Source organism: uncultured Streptococcus sp., from assembly GCF_963536705.1.
Taxonomy (GTDB): Bacteria; Bacillota; Bacilli; order Lactobacillales; family Streptococcaceae; genus Streptococcus.
Genome location: NZ_CAUTAP010000002.1, coordinates 180,943 through 195,667 on the forward strand (window position 1 = coordinate 180,943; position 14,725 = coordinate 195,667).

The 14,725-nt window shown below is 44.2% G+C and carries 18 protein-coding genes; 14 read left to right on the plus strand and 4 right to left on the minus strand.

The genetic code is table 11. The features are described from left to right. Positions 1–25: 25 nt before the first annotated feature. Positions 26–1,567 carry an ABC-F family ATP-binding cassette domain-containing protein gene (locus RWX26_RS02205; RefSeq protein ID WP_314578743.1) on the plus strand — a complete coding sequence of 514 codons (1,542 nt, stop codon included), beginning with the start codon at positions 26–28 and terminating at the stop codon, positions 1,565–1,567. A 53-nt stretch (positions 1,568–1,620) separates the two neighbouring features. Here RWX26_RS02205 and RWX26_RS02210 read toward each other — a convergent pair whose 3' ends face one another. Genes RWX26_RS02210 through RWX26_RS02220 form a run of 3 tightly spaced genes read right to left on the minus strand, consistent with a single transcriptional unit; the run spans position 1,621 to position 3,187 of the window. Then, positions 1,621–1,857 carry a zinc-ribbon domain-containing protein gene (locus tag RWX26_RS02210; RefSeq protein WP_314578746.1) on the minus strand — a complete coding sequence of 79 codons (237 nt, stop codon included), beginning with the start codon at positions 1,855–1,857 and terminating at the stop codon, positions 1,621–1,623. 37 nt (positions 1,858–1,894) lie between these two features. Next, on the minus strand, positions 1,895–2,713 hold the full coding sequence (locus RWX26_RS02215) for a peptidylprolyl isomerase (RefSeq protein ID WP_168955753.1): 819 nt from the start codon (positions 2,711–2,713) through the stop codon (positions 1,895–1,897). A gap of 54 nt (positions 2,714–2,767) precedes the next feature. Then, positions 2,768–3,187, minus strand: a complete 420-nt coding sequence (locus tag RWX26_RS02220; RefSeq protein WP_314578829.1) for an NUDIX domain-containing protein — start codon at positions 3,185–3,187, stop codon at positions 2,768–2,770. Positions 3,188–3,410: 223 nt separating this feature from the next. On the opposite strand from RWX26_RS02220, the gene RWX26_RS02225 reads away from it, so the two are divergent. The 3 genes from RWX26_RS02225 (at position 3,411) to RWX26_RS02235 (ending at position 6,521) form a co-directional block, all read left to right on the plus strand. Continuing rightward, a complete protein-coding gene (locus tag RWX26_RS02225; protein WP_002897145.1) occupies positions 3,411–3,593 on the plus strand; it encodes a PspC domain-containing protein in 183 nt (60 codons plus the stop codon). Positions 3,594–3,724: 131 nt separating this feature from the next. Continuing rightward, positions 3,725–6,025 carry a DNA translocase FtsK gene (locus RWX26_RS02230; RefSeq protein WP_314578750.1) on the plus strand — a complete coding sequence of 767 codons (2,301 nt, stop codon included), beginning with the start codon at positions 3,725–3,727 and terminating at the stop codon, positions 6,023–6,025. Positions 6,026–6,134: 109 nt separating this feature from the next. Further along, on the plus strand, positions 6,135–6,521 hold the full coding sequence (locus RWX26_RS02235) for a VOC family protein (RefSeq protein WP_125351183.1): 387 nt from the start codon (positions 6,135–6,137) through the stop codon (positions 6,519–6,521). A gap of 110 nt (positions 6,522–6,631) precedes the next feature. Here RWX26_RS02235 and RWX26_RS02240 read toward each other — a convergent pair whose 3' ends face one another. Then, the gene (locus tag RWX26_RS02240; protein ID WP_002897148.1) at positions 6,632–6,979 is read right to left on the minus strand and encodes a DUF3397 domain-containing protein; all 348 of its coding nucleotides are present in this window, start codon (positions 6,977–6,979) and stop codon (positions 6,632–6,634) included. A gap of 151 nt (positions 6,980–7,130) precedes the next feature. On the opposite strand from RWX26_RS02240, the gene rplK reads away from it, so the two are divergent. The 10 genes from rplK to RWX26_RS02290 all read left to right on the plus strand — a co-directional run bounded on the left by rplK (position 7,131) and on the right by RWX26_RS02290 (position 14,678). After that, positions 7,131–7,556, plus strand: a complete 426-nt coding sequence (gene rplK, locus RWX26_RS02245; RefSeq protein ID WP_001085808.1) for a 50S ribosomal protein L11 — start codon at positions 7,131–7,133, stop codon at positions 7,554–7,556. Positions 7,557–7,652: 96 nt separating this feature from the next. After that, a complete protein-coding gene (rplA, locus tag RWX26_RS02250) occupies positions 7,653–8,342 on the plus strand; it encodes a 50S ribosomal protein L1 (RefSeq protein WP_002894855.1) in 690 nt (229 codons plus the stop codon). Between the two features lie 129 nt (positions 8,343–8,471). Then, the gene (locus RWX26_RS02255; protein ID WP_314578757.1) at positions 8,472–9,923 is read left to right on the plus strand and encodes an amino acid permease; all 1,452 of its coding nucleotides are present in this window, start codon (positions 8,472–8,474) and stop codon (positions 9,921–9,923) included. Between the two features lie 188 nt (positions 9,924–10,111). Then, positions 10,112–10,837 (plus strand): UMP kinase, encoded by a 726-nt coding sequence (pyrH, locus tag RWX26_RS02260; protein ID WP_314578762.1) that lies wholly within the window; start codon positions 10,112–10,114, stop codon positions 10,835–10,837. Between the two features lie 19 nt (positions 10,838–10,856). Further along, positions 10,857–11,414, plus strand: a complete 558-nt coding sequence (frr, locus tag RWX26_RS02265) for a ribosome recycling factor (protein ID WP_314578764.1) — start codon at positions 10,857–10,859, stop codon at positions 11,412–11,414. 104 nt (positions 11,415–11,518) lie between these two features. Then, complete coding sequence (cvfB, locus tag RWX26_RS02270; protein WP_314578767.1) at positions 11,519–12,373, plus strand: RNA-binding virulence regulatory protein CvfB; 855 nt, start codon at positions 11,519–11,521, stop codon at positions 12,371–12,373. Between the two features lie 68 nt (positions 12,374–12,441). Continuing rightward, positions 12,442–12,657, plus strand: coding sequence for a YozE family protein (locus RWX26_RS02275; protein ID WP_314578769.1), 216 nt, complete (start codon positions 12,442–12,444; stop codon positions 12,655–12,657). Between the two features lie 89 nt (positions 12,658–12,746). Further along, positions 12,747–13,745 carry a PhoH family protein gene (locus RWX26_RS02280; RefSeq protein ID WP_314578772.1) on the plus strand — a complete coding sequence of 333 codons (999 nt, stop codon included), beginning with the start codon at positions 12,747–12,749 and terminating at the stop codon, positions 13,743–13,745. Positions 13,746–13,843: 98 nt separating this feature from the next. Beyond that, positions 13,844–14,128 (plus strand): hypothetical protein, encoded by a 285-nt coding sequence (locus RWX26_RS02285; protein WP_314578775.1) that lies wholly within the window; start codon positions 13,844–13,846, stop codon positions 14,126–14,128. Beyond that, a complete protein-coding gene (locus tag RWX26_RS02290; RefSeq protein ID WP_314578778.1) occupies positions 14,121–14,678 on the plus strand; it encodes a DUF6036 family nucleotidyltransferase in 558 nt (185 codons plus the stop codon). The genes RWX26_RS02285 and RWX26_RS02290 overlap by 8 nt, the downstream gene beginning before the upstream one ends. Positions 14,679–14,725: the final 47 nt, after the last annotated feature.

Consider the following 14,725-nt stretch of genomic DNA (forward strand, 5'->3'; position numbering starts at 1 on the left):
TGCAATCAATGATAGAGGAGAAAAGATGAGTATTTTAGAAGTAAAAAATCTCAGCCACGGTTTTGGTGACCGGGCTATTTTTGAGGATGTATCCTTCCGTCTGCTCAAGGGTGAGCATATTGGCTTGGTTGGTGCTAATGGTGAAGGTAAGTCAACCTTTATGAGCATTGTGACAGGGAAAATGCTACCAGACGAGGGTAAGGTTGAGTGGTCCAAATATGTAACTGCTGGCTATCTGGATCAGCATGCTGTGTTGGAGCAAGGCCAGTCTGTCCGCGATGTCTTGCGCACAGCTTTTGACGAGCTTTTCAAAACTGAGGCCCGCATCAATGAAATCTATATGAGCATGGCTGAGGAAGGAGCGGACGTTGATGCTCTGATGGAAGAAGTGGGCGAGCTGCAGGACCGCTTGGAGAGCCGAGATTTCTATACACTAGATGCCAAGATTGATGAGGTTGCACGGGCACTAGGTGTCATGGACTACGGTATGGAGAGTGATGTGACGGAGCTATCTGGTGGGCAGCGGACTAAGGTTCTCTTAGCTAAGCTGCTTCTGGAAAAACCGGATATCCTGCTCTTGGACGAGCCAACCAACTATCTGGATGCTGAGCACATTGACTGGCTCAAGCGCTATCTCCAAAACTATGAAAATGCCTTTGTTCTGATCTCGCATGATATTCCTTTCCTGAATGATGTGATCAATATCGTCTACCATGTGGAAAATCAACAGTTGACCCGCTATTCTGGGGATTATTACCAGTTTTTAGAGGTCTATGAGATGAAAAAATCTCAGCTGGAAGCGGCCTACGAGCGCCAGCAGAAGGAAATTGCGGACCTCAAGGACTTTGTGGCTCGCAACAAAGCCCGCGTGGCGACCCGTAATATGGCTATGTCACGTCAGAAAAAGCTGGATAAGATGGACATTATTGAGCTGCAGAGTGAGAAGCCTAAGCCTTCATTTGACTTCAAGCCTGCCCGAACACCTGGCCGCTTTATCTTCCAAGCCAAGGATTTGCAGATTGGCTACGACCGACCGCTAACCCAGCCCCTTAACCTGACCTTTGAGCGCAATCAGAAGGTAGCAATCATCGGAGCGAATGGGATTGGAAAAACAACCCTGCTCAAGAGTTTGTTGGGGATTATCCCGCCTATCGCAGGTCAGGTCGAGCGTGGGGACTATCTGGAGCTTGGCTATTTCGAGCAGGAAGTCGAGGGCGGCAATCGTCAGACACCGCTGGAAGCAGTCTGGAACGCCTTTCCGGCCCTTAATCAAGCGGAAGTCCGAGCAGCTCTGGCCAGATGTGGTCTGACTTCCAAGCACATCGAGAGCCAGATCCAGGTCCTTTCAGGTGGAGAGCAGGCCAAGGTCCGTCTTTGCCTCCTCATGAACCGAGAAAATAATGTTCTGGTGCTGGACGAGCCGACCAATCACCTGGATGTCGATGCCAAGGAAGAGCTCAAACGAGCTCTGAAAGAATACAAGGGCAGCATCCTTATGGTCTGTCACGAGCCTGATTTCTATGAAGGCTGGATGGACCAGATCTGGGATTTTAACCACTTGACTTGATAAAATTAAAAAAAGAAAAGAGACGGTTCATTGAGAATCGTCTCTTTCTGTTGCTAATAAGTCAAAAACTGCTCGATTTCCTGCTTTTCAATCTGCTTGCCGTGCTGGCAGACAGGGCAGGTGAGGTAATGTTTTCTACCGTAAGGAAAGGTAGGAATCCAATAGAGTGTAAACTTTCGGCGGGTTTCAATAATGTCCCAAGGTGCGACGTTGTGGCAGTTGGCACACTCGATATTGCTTTGGGTCTGTCCTAAGTTTTTCTGATAACCTTTATATCCCCATATAATCATATTGATTTCCCTCCTTTATTGGTTGGGCGGTCAGCTCTTATTTGCTGAAGTCATAGTCCTTGATAATCTCGATTTTTTCAATCTTGATATCTTTTTTAGGCTTGTCATTATCGTCTGTTTCTGCGGCAGCGATTTTGTCCACCACATCCATACCTTCCAACACTTGGCCAAATACGGTATAAGCACCGCCATCTAAAGTAGGATTTCCACCGTTTTTATAGGCTTCGATGATCTTAGCTGGGAAAGAATCCGTAGACATTTGGCTAGACAAGTCTTTCTTGCTTTGATTAATGAAGAACTGACTGCCATTGGTATCAGGGCCTGCATTGGCCATGGATAGGGCGCCACGAATATTATAGAGATATGGAGAATACTCATTTTTAAAGCCGTTTCCAGAGTCTTTAGACTTATCTTTTCCCTTCCAGATAGACTCGCCTCCAGTGCCGTTGCCTTTAGGATCTCCGGTCTGAATCATGAATTCATTGATTACACGGTGGAATAAAACGCCATCATAGTAGCCTTCCTTGGCATGAGTTAGGAAGTTTTCAACGGCCAGTGGGGCTTGTTTTGGAAAGAGCTTGATGCGGATATCGCCTTCAGTCGTTATCAACTTGACTTCCGCTTCATCTTCAGCAACTTCTGTAGATAGCTGCGGAAAATTGGCATTTTCGTTGGTCATGGCATCCTTGAATTGCTCACGGAGTTTGCTGGTTTCCTCTGGGTCAGAGCTAGAGCTCACTAGCGAAGAACTGCTGGATGAGTTGGAGGAGCTAGTAGTCTCCTCTTTCTTACCTTTACCAGAGCAGCCAGCCAAGACAAGTCCTGATAAGAGGCTAATAAGAAGAATTTTTTTCATATAAGACCTTTCTCATATTAGATTGTAAACTACTGATATTTTACTACAATTAAGCTAGTTTTTCAAACCCTCCTGTGTCAGACAATCCAGAAGCATATTTTTAAGTCCTGCTGGCCGTAAGTTTAGGTTGCGAATTGCTTCTATATCTAGCCATTCAGGCTGATAGAGATTCTGGGCATGACTGCGAAGGGCTTCCTCGCCCTGAATCACTGGGGCTGATGTATGGCTGATAGCGGCATGAAAATAGATTTCTAAGCGTTGGCCATTTCTGAAAGTAAAGGCTGGCTGCAGCTGCTTTTCAGACAAGCTCCAACCCAGCTCTTCCTGAATTTCTCGCTGAGCTGCTTTGACTGCAGTCTCACCTGACTCGGCTCCGCCGCCCGGTATCACAAAATACTCTTCTCCATTTTTCCAGCGGTGGATGAGCAATATTTGCTTGGTTTGGGGATTGAAAAGAATGACTCCGGCTCGCATCATCTTCCTCCTGATATGTTTTTACTGTTAATTAGAATTTCTCTCTATTCTACCACAAGAACAAAAGTTTTTCTGGGACTTGTTAAAAGTATGGTAGAGTGAACAAATTTATCTTGATGTAATTAAATTTTATCTGAAGAGAGGGTTCAATAGCAGGCGAACTTGTGCATTGAGAGATGTTATGGTAAAATAAACAGTGTAAAAATAATAAGGAGTGTTTTCCATGGAGAAAAGACTGACAAGAGATGTCAACAACAAAAAAATCGCTGGTGTATGTGCTGGTATCGCAAACTACTTTGATTTAGATCCAACCTTGGTTCGTATTCTTTGTATTGTTTTTTGCTGTGCAGCAGGTACAGGTGTCTTGGCTTACTTGATTGCCTGGGCGGTTATGCCAGAGGCTTAATAAGAATTTTGTGATAGTGAAATGAGAACTGGCTAGCCCAGTTCTTTTTGCGTGGATAAATAAGTTTTTTTTGCTTCTGACTTAGATAAAAGATTTCTCATCTAAGGCTCAAATATGGTATAATAAGGGTTATGGCAACTAAGAAAAACACGAAAAAAGGCAGGACAACTCGTCGGCCGACAAAAGCTGAATTAGAAAGACAAAAAGCAATAAAGAGAATGATTGCCACCTTTGTGCTGGCTCTTATTCTTTTGTTTGCAGCAATTAAGCTAGGCGCCTTTGGGGTCACCATTTATAATATGATTCGCCTCTTGATGGGAAGCTTAGCCTATCTGGCTATTCTGGCCAGCTTTGGCTATCTCTTTTTTTTCAAGTGGCTGCACAAGCACGAAGGGACGGTTTCAGGATTTATCAGCCTCTTTTTGGGATTGGAGTTAATTTTCCAAGCTTATTTCGTCAGTGTGTTGAAGCTAGAAGGGGCAGCTGTCTTATCCACAACTCTAGGCAGGGTCTTGACTGATCTGACGGCCTTTAAGGTCAGCTCCTTTGCGGGAGGCGGTCTCCTGGGTTCTCTCTTATACGCGCCTATCTCTTTCCTTTTTTCAAATATCGGTTCTTATTTCTTCGGCCTGCTGCTCATTCTTTTGGGCGGTCTGCTTATGAGCCCGTGGTCTATCTATGACATTTCAGAAAAGGCTATGGCAGCCTTTCAAAATTGGAGAGAGAAGCAGGAAGAAAAGAGGCAGCTTCGTTTCTTGGAGCAGGAAGAGAAAGCTGCACAGGCAGCTATGCAAGCCATTGAAGTAGAGCAAGAAGAAGCTGATGTCGATCCTGAAACAGGAGAGATTTTAGATGACGAGGACTTGTCAGAAACAGCTGTGGACTTTGACGAGGCAGACTATGAGGAAGTGGGAGAGTATGACCCTCACGAGCCTCTGGACTTTGGTCGCGAAGAAGAGACGGACGAGACAGATGTAGACGTTGAAGTGGACTTTACTGCCAAGGAAAGTCTGGACTACAAGCTGCCGACCATCAACCTCTTTGCGCCCGACAAGCCTAAAAACCAGTCCAAAGAAAAGCGCATTGTTCGAGATAATATCAAAATTTTGGAAGAGACCTTTGCTAGTTTTGGGATAAAGGCTGCTGTTGAGAGGGCTGAAATCGGACCTTCCGTCACTAAGTACGAGGTCAAGCCAGCTGTTGGTGTTCGGGTCAATCGGATTTCCAATCTGGCTGATGACTTGGCTCTTGCCCTAGCTGCCAAGGATGTACGGATTGAAGCGCCGATTCCTGGGAAATCTCTTGTCGGGATTGAAGTGCCCAATTCTGAAGTTGCGACCGTGACCTTCCGAGAACTCTGGGACCAGTCAAAGACGGATGCCAGCAAGCTCCTAGAAATCCCACTCGGTAAAGCCGTTAACGGCTCTGTCCGCTCCTTTGACTTGGCTAAAATGCCCCACCTCTTGGTGGCTGGCTCTACTGGCTCTGGTAAATCTGTGGCTGTCAACGGTATTATTGCCAGCATTCTCATGAAAGCCAGACCGGATGAAGTCAAGTTTATGATGGTGGATCCTAAGATGGTGGAGCTATCCGTTTATAATGACATTCCTCACTTGCTTATCCCAGTCGTGACCAATCCACGTAAGGCTAGCCGAGCCCTCCAGAAGGTTGTAGACGAGATGGAAAACCGCTATGAACTCTTCTCCAAGGTCGGTGCCCGTAACATTGCCGGCTACAATGCTAAAGTAGCCGAGTACAATGCTCAATCAGAGTACAAGCAGGTTCCCCTGCCTTTAATCGTCGTCATCGTGGATGAGTTGGCTGACCTTATGATGGTGGCCAGCAAGGAAGTGGAAGACGCCATTATTCGTCTGGGACAAAAAGCGCGTGCGGCTGGGATTCACATGATTCTGGCTACCCAGCGACCATCTGTAGATGTTATCTCCGGTCTGATCAAGGCCAATGTGCCCTCTCGGATTGCCTTTGCTGTGTCCAGCGGGACAGACAGTCGGACCATTCTGGATGAGAATGGTGCGGAAAAGCTCTTGGGTCGTGGCGATATGCTCTTTAAGCCTATTGATGAAAACCATCCGGTTCGTCTGCAGGGTTCCTTTATCTCAGATGAAGATGTGGAGCGAATCGTAGCCTTTGTCAAGAACCAAGCTGAAGCTGATTATGATGATAGCTTTGATCCTGGTGAAGTATCTGAAAGTGATTTGGATACTGGCGGGGGCGACGATGAAGGTGATCCTCTCTTTGAAGAAGCCAAGGCCTTGGTTATCGAGACTCAGAAAGCCAGCGCATCTATGATTCAGCGGCGACTCTCTGTCGGCTTTAATCGGGCCACTCGTCTTATGGAAGAACTTGAAGCAGCAGGCGTTATCGGACCAGCCGAGGGAACCAAGCCGAGAAAGGTCCTGCAGACCAATTAATCTTTATTTTCACTAGTTTGTTAGCAAGATAATCATTTGATAAAAACAAATCTGCCAGCAGTCAGCCGGCAGATTTTCTCTACTTATTCCAAGGAAAGGAAAAGAAGGTATGAAACTAGACACCATTCACCATATTGCGATTATTGGTCATGATTATGCCAAAACTAGGGAGTTTTATGTGGACAAGCTAGGCTTTGAGCAGCTGGATGAGCACCATCGGCCAGACAAGCAGGACATTCTCTTTAACGTACGCAAGGGAAATCTGACTCTAGAAATTTTCATCAAGGAAGAAGCTCCCAAGCGGCCAGCCTTTCCTTCTCCAGAACATACTGGTTTGCGGCATCTGGCCTTCCGAGTGACAAATGTCGAAGAAACGCTAGAGGAATTTGACCGTTTGGAGATTCCTCATACCGAGCTGCGTTATGATGACTTTGACGGCCGTAAGATGGCTTTCTTCTTTGATCCGGATGGACTGCCTTTAGAGATTCACGAATAAGACTAGGAGCATCGGAAGGACCTTTTTTCACGGCAAAAGAAGGACTTGTAAATCTCACATATGAAAACCCCATCGGCTATCTGATAACCGATGGGTCTTGTTTTACATTATTACAAAAAGAGTCCGATGACCATGGCTAGGTACATGAAGAAAGTCAGAAGAAAACCAGCCCGCCAGAAGAACTTAAAGAACTTAGGATAGTAGAAGCTCCGTTTTTTCTTTAGAAAATAGATGGTGATGGCGATAGCGAGAACTGATAGAGCTAGGGTCAGCTGAGGCAGCAAGCTATGATAGTAGGCCTTGTCTGAAATGATATAAAATTCCACAACAAAAAGCGGAAAAGCCAAGTCAGCAAAGTTTAAACCGTATTTTCTTAATTGAAAAACTCGCACTGTAATAGTGGTTAAAATCAAAGTTAAAAAGATAAATAAAATCGAAGCAATCTTTAATAGTGTCATAAGATTATTTTACCACAAAAAATTCAAAAAAGAAGATAAAATTCCTTGCATTTAACAAAGTTTAGTGTATAATAGAAAGGTATGCGAAAAGCATACTTGTGGGAGGTAAAAATCTTTATTTACCGCCAAAACCACAAAGGAGGATTTAAAAATGGCTAAAAAAGTCGAAAAACTTGTAAAATTGCAAATCCCTGCTGGTAAAGCTACTCCAGCTCCACCAGTTGGTCCTGCGCTTGGTCAAGCCGGTATCAACATCATGGGATTCACGAAAGAGTTCAACGCTCGTACAGCTGATCAAGCTGGTATGATTATCCCAGTTGTTATCTCAGTATATGAAGACAAATCATTTACTTTCGTAACAAAGACACCACCAGCTGCTGTTCTTTTGAAAAAAGCTGCAGGTGTTGAAAAAGGATCAGGTACACCTAACAAAACTAAAGTTGCTACAGTTACTCGTGCACAAGTACAAGAAATTGCAGAAACTAAGATGCCAGATTTGAACGCTGCAAACATTGAGTCTGCAATGCGTATGATCGAAGGTACTGCTCGTTCTATGGGATTCACTGTTGTTGACTAATCAATAACTTCCCTATATAACCCGCAAGACTTCATCATTTCGAGAAGTGACGTGGGAGATGAAAATCGATTGAACCACTTACAAGGAGAATAGAAAATGGCTAAAAAAAGCAAACAACTTCGTGCTGCTCTTGAAAAAATCGACAGCACAAAAGCATACAGCGTAGAAGAAGCTGTAGCACTTGCAAAAGAAACTAACTTTGCAAAATTCGATGCAACTGTAGAAGTTGCTTACAACTTGAACATCGACGTTAAAAAAGCTGACCAACAAATCCGTGGCGCAATGGTATTGCCAAACGGAACTGGTAAAACTTCACGCGTTCTTGTTTTCGCACGTGGTGCTAAAGCTGAAGAAGCAAAAGCTGCTGGTGCAGACTTCGTTGGTGAAGATGACCTCGTTGCAAAAATCAACGACGGTTGGTTGGACTTTGACGTAGTAATCGCTACACCTGACATGATGGCACTTGTAGGTCGCCTTGGACGTGTCCTTGGACCTCGTAACTTGATGCCAAACCCTAAGACTGGTACTGTAACAATGGACGTTGCAAAAGCAGTTGAAGAGTCTAAAGGTGGTAAGATTACTTACCGTGCAGACCGTGCAGGTAACGTACAAGCTATCATTGGTAAAGTTTCATTTGAAGCTGACAAGTTGGTTGAAAACTTCAAAGCTTTCAACGACACAATTCAAAAAGCAAAACCAGCTACTGCTAAAGGTACTTACGTAACCAACCTGACTATCACTACTACACAAGGTGTTGGTATCAAGGTTGACGTAAACTCACTTTAAGAATTAAATTGAACTGCCTTCAGGTAGTTCTTTTTTTGAAATAAAAATGCTGATAGCGATTACAAACTCATAGAAACATGTTATAATAATATCGAATCAATTTATTTTATAATAAAAGGAGACGGTGTCATGAAAAAAGATCAGAACCAGCTAACCTGGCTGATGGTATCTCTGATTGCTTTTAATATGGTCTGGGGTCTGGGAAATGTGGTTAATAACTATTCCCAGCAGGGCATTTCGGTAATTGTTTCTTGGATTCTTATCCTTGCTATTTACTTTATTCCCTATGCCCTCATCGTGGGGCAACTAGGCTCGACTTTTAAGGAGAGCGGAGGCGGTGTCAGTGACTGGGTGGAAAAAACCTCTACCAAGCGGCTGGCTTATTTTGCGGCCTGGACTTACTGGGTGGTGCATATTCCCTATCTGGCTCAGAAGCCGCAGGGAGTTTTGATTCCGCTGGGCTGGGCTCTTCAGGGGAATGGCGATTTTTTAAGCAGTCTTGATATTCACTGGATTGTTATTCTTAGTTTGCTGATTTTCGGTGCCTTTCTCTACTTGTCTACCAAGGGGCTATCCACGCTCAAGGTGATTGGGGGCTTGGCAGGAAGTGCCATGCTGATTATGTCTTTCCTCTTCGTCCTCTTAGCGGTCGGTGCTCCTTTTATCAAACCTGATATGCAGTTTGCGACGGCCAATATGGATAAGCTCAGCACCTATATTCCCAACTTTGATTTTTCTTATTTCACGACTATCTCCCTCTTAGTCTTTGCGGTCGGTGGGGCTGAGAAAATCTCGCCTTATGTTAACCAAACCCGCAATCCAGCCAAGGAATTTCCAAAGGGGATGATTGTCATGGCTGTCATGGTTGGGGCCTCTGCTATCCTAGGCTCTTTGGCTATGGGTATGCTTTTTGATGGCAGCAATATTCCTGAAGACCTGATGCGAAACGGCGCTTACCAAGCCTTCCAAAAGCTGGGCAACTACTGGGGAGTGGGCAATGTACTAGTAGTCATCTATGCCCTGACCAACATGGTTGGACAGATTGCTGCACTGGCTTTCTCTATTGATGCGCCTCTGCAAATCATGCTCAATAATGCTGATGAGGAGTTTGTTCCAAGTTGGTTGCGCAAGAGAACATCAAAAGGTGTCCTCATTAACGGTTACATCTTGACGGGGATTTTGGTTAGCTTCTTGATTATTCTGCCTATCTTTGGAATCAAAGAAATTGACGGCCTGGTCAAATGGATGACCAATCTCAACTCCATCGTTATGCCCATGCGGTATCTCTGGGTATTCCTGGCTTATATGATGTTGAACAAGGCCTGGAAAAAGTACAAGGATGCCGAGTACAAGTTTACAAAAAATCCAAAAGTTGGCTTTGCCATCGGAGCTTGGTGCTTCCTCTTTACAGCCTTTGCCTGCATTTTAGGGATGGTTCCGAAAGTGGACTTTGCCAAAGACCCAGCAGGCTGGCAATTCTCTCTCTTGACAAATATCCTGACACCAATCGTCTTGATCAGTCTGGGTGTCATCCTGCCGCTCTTAGCTAAACGAGAAAAGAAACAGTCGCTCAAGCAGTGAGTAGACTGTAAAAGAAGATTGAGGTATTCATTCCCAGTCCTATCTGATGATGGGGCTGGTTTTTCTGTGAAATGAGCTTGCCTGCTCTGCTATTTTACTAAAAGGAAAAAAGAAAAATTTCAGTGATTTAACTATATAAAAATCACAAAATGTGGTAAAATAGTACAGATAAAATAAGGAGTAAAAAAATGGTAGAACCTAAGTATAAGCGTATTTTGATTAAGTTGTCGGGTGAAGCTCTTGCCGGTGAAAAAGGCATTGGTATTGATATTCAAACCGTTCAGAAGATGGCGGAAGAAATCAAAGAAGTTCATGATTTGGGAGTTCAAATTGCTCTGGTTATCGGAGGTGGAAACCTTTGGCGGGGTGAGCCGGCAGCAGAAGCGGGCATGGACCGTGTGCAGGCCGACTATACTGGTATGTTGGGCACTGTCATGAATGCGCTGGTAATGGCGGATTCGCTGCAGCAGGTAGGTGTAGATACGCGCGTGCAGACAGCGATTGCTATGCAGCAGGTTGCTGAACCTTACATCCGTGGTCGGGCCCTTCGTCATCTGGAAAAAGGCCGTATCGTCATTTTCGGTGCAGGTATTGGTTCTCCTTATTTTTCAACCGATACAACCGCTGCCTTGCGCTCAGCTGAGATTGAAGCAGATGCGATTCTCATGGCTAAAAATGGCGTGGACGGTGTCTATAATGCCGATCCTAAGAAAGACAAGACCGCTGTTAAGTTTGATGAGCTGACCCACCGAGATGTCATCAGCAAGGGACTGCGGATCATGGACTCAACGGCTTCGACCCTGTCTATGGACAATGACATTGACTTGGTTGTCTTTAATATGAATGAGCCAGGCAATATCAAACGCGTTGTTATCGGTGAGCAAATCGGAACAACAGTATCAAATAATTTATAAGAACGGAGATTAGAAACTCATGGCAAATGCAATTGTAGAAAAAGCAAAAGAAAGAATGACCCACTCGCACCAAAGTCTGGCTCGTGAATTTGGCAGCATCCGTGCAGGCCGCGCCAATGCCAGCCTTTTGGACCGCATTCATGTGGAGTACTATGGAGTAGAAACTCCGCTCAACCAAATCGCTTCTATTACGATTCCAGAAGCGCGTGTTCTTTTGGTGACACCTTTTGACAAGTCTTCTATCAAGGATATTGAGCGTGCGCTTAATGCTTCTGACCTTGGAATTACTCCAGCCAGCGATGGCTCTGTGATTCGTCTGGTCATCCCAGCTCTGACAGAGGAAACTCGCCGTGACTTAGCTAAAGAAGTGAAAAAGGTCGGTGAAAATGCTAAAGTTGCTATCCGTAACATCCGCCGCGATGCTATGGACGAAGCTAAGAAGCAGGAAAAATCCAAAGAAATCACTGAAGACGAATTGAAGACCTTGGAAAAGGATATTCAAAAAGTAACGGACGATGCTGTCAAACATATCGATGAGATGACAGCAAACAAAGAAAAAGAACTTTTAGAAGTTTAACATTTTTATCAGAATCAAAACTCAGTTGGCTTTGGCTGACTGAGTTGTTTTAACATCAAAAATCCTTGCCCAGTTTGAAGAAGCAAGGTAGAAAATAGGTCTATATGAATACAAATCTTGCCAGCTTCATCGTGGGTATCATCACGGATGAAAATGATCGCTTTTACTTTGTTCAAAAGGATGGTCAGGTTTACGCTCTTTCTAAGGAAGAGGGAGCGCATGAGCTAGGTCAGTCTGTCAAAGGCTTTGCCTACAGCGATATGAAGCAGAAGCTTCGTTTGACAACTCTCGAAGTTACAGCGACCCAAGACCAATTTGGCTGGGGAACAGTAACGGAGGTCCGCAAGGATCTAGGCGTCTTTGTCAATACTGGTCTGCCGGACAAGCAAATTGTCGTGTCACTAGACATCTTGCCAGAAATCAAGGAACTCTGGCCTAAGAAAGGCGACCGCCTCTATATCCGTCTGGATGTTGACAAAAAAGATCGTATCTGGGGACAACTGGCTTATCAAGAGGATTTCCAGCGTCTGGCTCGTCCTGCCTACAATAACATGCAGAACCAAAACTGGCCAGCCATCGTTTATCGGCTCAAGCTTTCTGGCACCTTTGTCTACCTGCCGGAGAATAATATGCTGGGCTTTATCCATCCGAGTGAGCGCTATGCAGAGCCTCGTCTGGGACAGGTCTTGGACGCACGGGTGATTGGCTTCCGTGAAGTAGACCGCACGCTTAATCTCTCCCTCAAGCCTCGTTCCTTTGAAATGTTGGAAAACGATGCCCAGATGATTCTGACCTATCTGGAGAGCAATGGTGGCTTCATGACCTTGAATGATAAATCTTCACCAGACGATATCAAGACTACTTTTGGTATTTCCAAAGGCCAGTTTAAAAAAGCTCTGGGTGGGTTGATGAAAGCTGGTAAAATCAAGCAGGACCCGACTGGAACGGAGTTGGTGTGAGGAAAAAGAATTACGTATCTAGAGCTGATGCTTGGAAGGATACTGTCTTAAAGAAATGAAAGGAACCTATGAGAAAATCTTTTTACAGCTGGCTGATGACAGAGCGCAATCCTAAGAGCAAGGAGCCCAAGGCTATTTTGGCGGATTTAGCTTTTCAGGATACGGCCTTTCCCAAGCATACGGGTGATTTTGACGAGGTCAGTCGTTTTCTGGAGGAGCATGCAAATTTTTCCTTTAACTTGGGGGAGTTCGATGCTATTTGGGAAGAATATCAAGCCCATTAAGTGATAGTGGCTAGGGATAGTCATTTTCTGCTTGCTTTGATATAATAAAGATAATTCATTCAATAAATTAAAATAGAGAGGTTCTTTGTTTGCAGGAACATTCAGTAGAATTGAAACTGGGCCATCCAGATGATGCCTTTCATCTCTTTGGCTCTAATGAACGCCATCTGCGCCTGATGGAGCAGGAATTGAAGGTAACTATTCATGCCCGAACCGAGATTGTGCAGATTTTAGGTACGGAGGCTGCCTGCGAGGAGACTCGACAGGTCATTCAGGCTCTGTTGGTTTTGGTCAATCGTGGCATGACCATCGGCACACCCGATGTTGTGACAGCCATTACCATGGTCAAAAATGATGAAATTGATAAGTTTGTAGCTCTTTACGAAGAAGAAATCATCAAGGACAACTATGGCAAGCCGATTCGCGTCAAGACACTTGGTCAAAAAATCTATGTGGATAGTGTTAAAAATCATGATATTGTCTTTGGTATCGGGCCAGCTGGAACAGGGAAGACCTTTCTGGCGGTGACCTTGGCCGTGACAGCACTCAAGCGTGGGCAGGTCAAGCGAATCATCTTGACGCGGCCGGCAGTGGAAGCTGGTGAGAGTTTGGGCTTTCTGCCTGGTGACCTTAAGGAAAAGGTTGATCCATATCTGCGTCCGGTCTATGATGCCTTGTATCAGATTTTGGGCAAGGACCAGACGACTCGCCTCATGGAGCGAGAAATCATTGAGATTGCACCCTTAGCCTATATGCGAGGGCGGACGCTGGATGATGCCTTTGTGATTCTGGACGAAGCTCAGAACACCACCATCATGCAGATGAAAATGTTTCTGACGAGGCTGGGCTTCCAGTCCAAGATGATTGTCAATGGAGACATCAGTCAGGTTGACCTGCCTCGCAATGTTAAGTCCGGACTCATTGATGCTCAAGAGAAATTGAAAAATATCTCTCAGATTGACTTTGTGCATTTCTCAGCTAAGGATGTCGTTCGTCATCCAGTGGTAGCGGAAATTATCCGGGCTTATGAACCAGCTCCTGTTAAAGAGACTACAACTGAGCCAGAAGAAATGAAATCAGAGAACTAGATATCAGTTTACGTCAGTCATGATATAGAATTTTTAAGGCTTATAAAATGATTAAAATTTATTATCTGGAAAGATAAAATTTTAAAAAGAGGTAGAAGATGGATTGGTATGATTATATGATTAATGCTTCTAGGCAATCAAGGTTTAACGCCAGTCATTGGTTTCGTTACCTTAGAAAGGTTATTTTTGAAGATAGTTCTTATTTGACTGACAAAGATGTGGAACGTTTGCTGACTTCAAAAGAGTTGACGGATTTTCAAAAGGTTAGTCTGAAATATGCTCTACAAGAACACACTCCAACGCATGAGTATGTAGTTTCTTTAAACAAACCTGCTAAGTTAACAAATGTTCAAGAGCTGATGGAGAGATATAAGCATGGATAAAATGAAACCAGTTTTTGAAGCCTTAAATCAAGAATTGGCTCGAGCCAACCTTACTTTAACTATTATCTGTGTTGGGGGCTATGTATTGGAACATCATGGCTTGCGAGCAACGCAAGATGTAGATGCATTTTACCAAGAAAACCAAAAAATCAATGAGATTATTGCGAGAGTAGGACAACGATTTAACCTCAATACTTATGATGAACTTTGGCTCAATAATAATGTAGCGAGTATGAACAAGCAACCTGCGGTTGACTTATGTGAGACCTTATATACTTTTAGTCATTTAACGGTTTTAATGGTTCCGATTGAATATGTTTTAGGGATGAAAATGATTAGCATTAGAGAGCAGGATTTGAAAGACATAGGAGCTATTATCAAATACAAAGATTTTCATTCCCCATTCAAAACCTTTGAGGACCTGAGAAAGTTGGGTTTTGATACGATTGATTTTTCTGTTCTTTTAGAAGGTTTTAGTCATGCCTATGGTATGGAATGGCTAGAGGAATTTTTCAAAGAAAATCAAGAAAAGCTAAAGAGGTATTACTAAAGAAAGCTTTGATTTTTATCTAATAGCATACGAAAAGAGCAGATTTA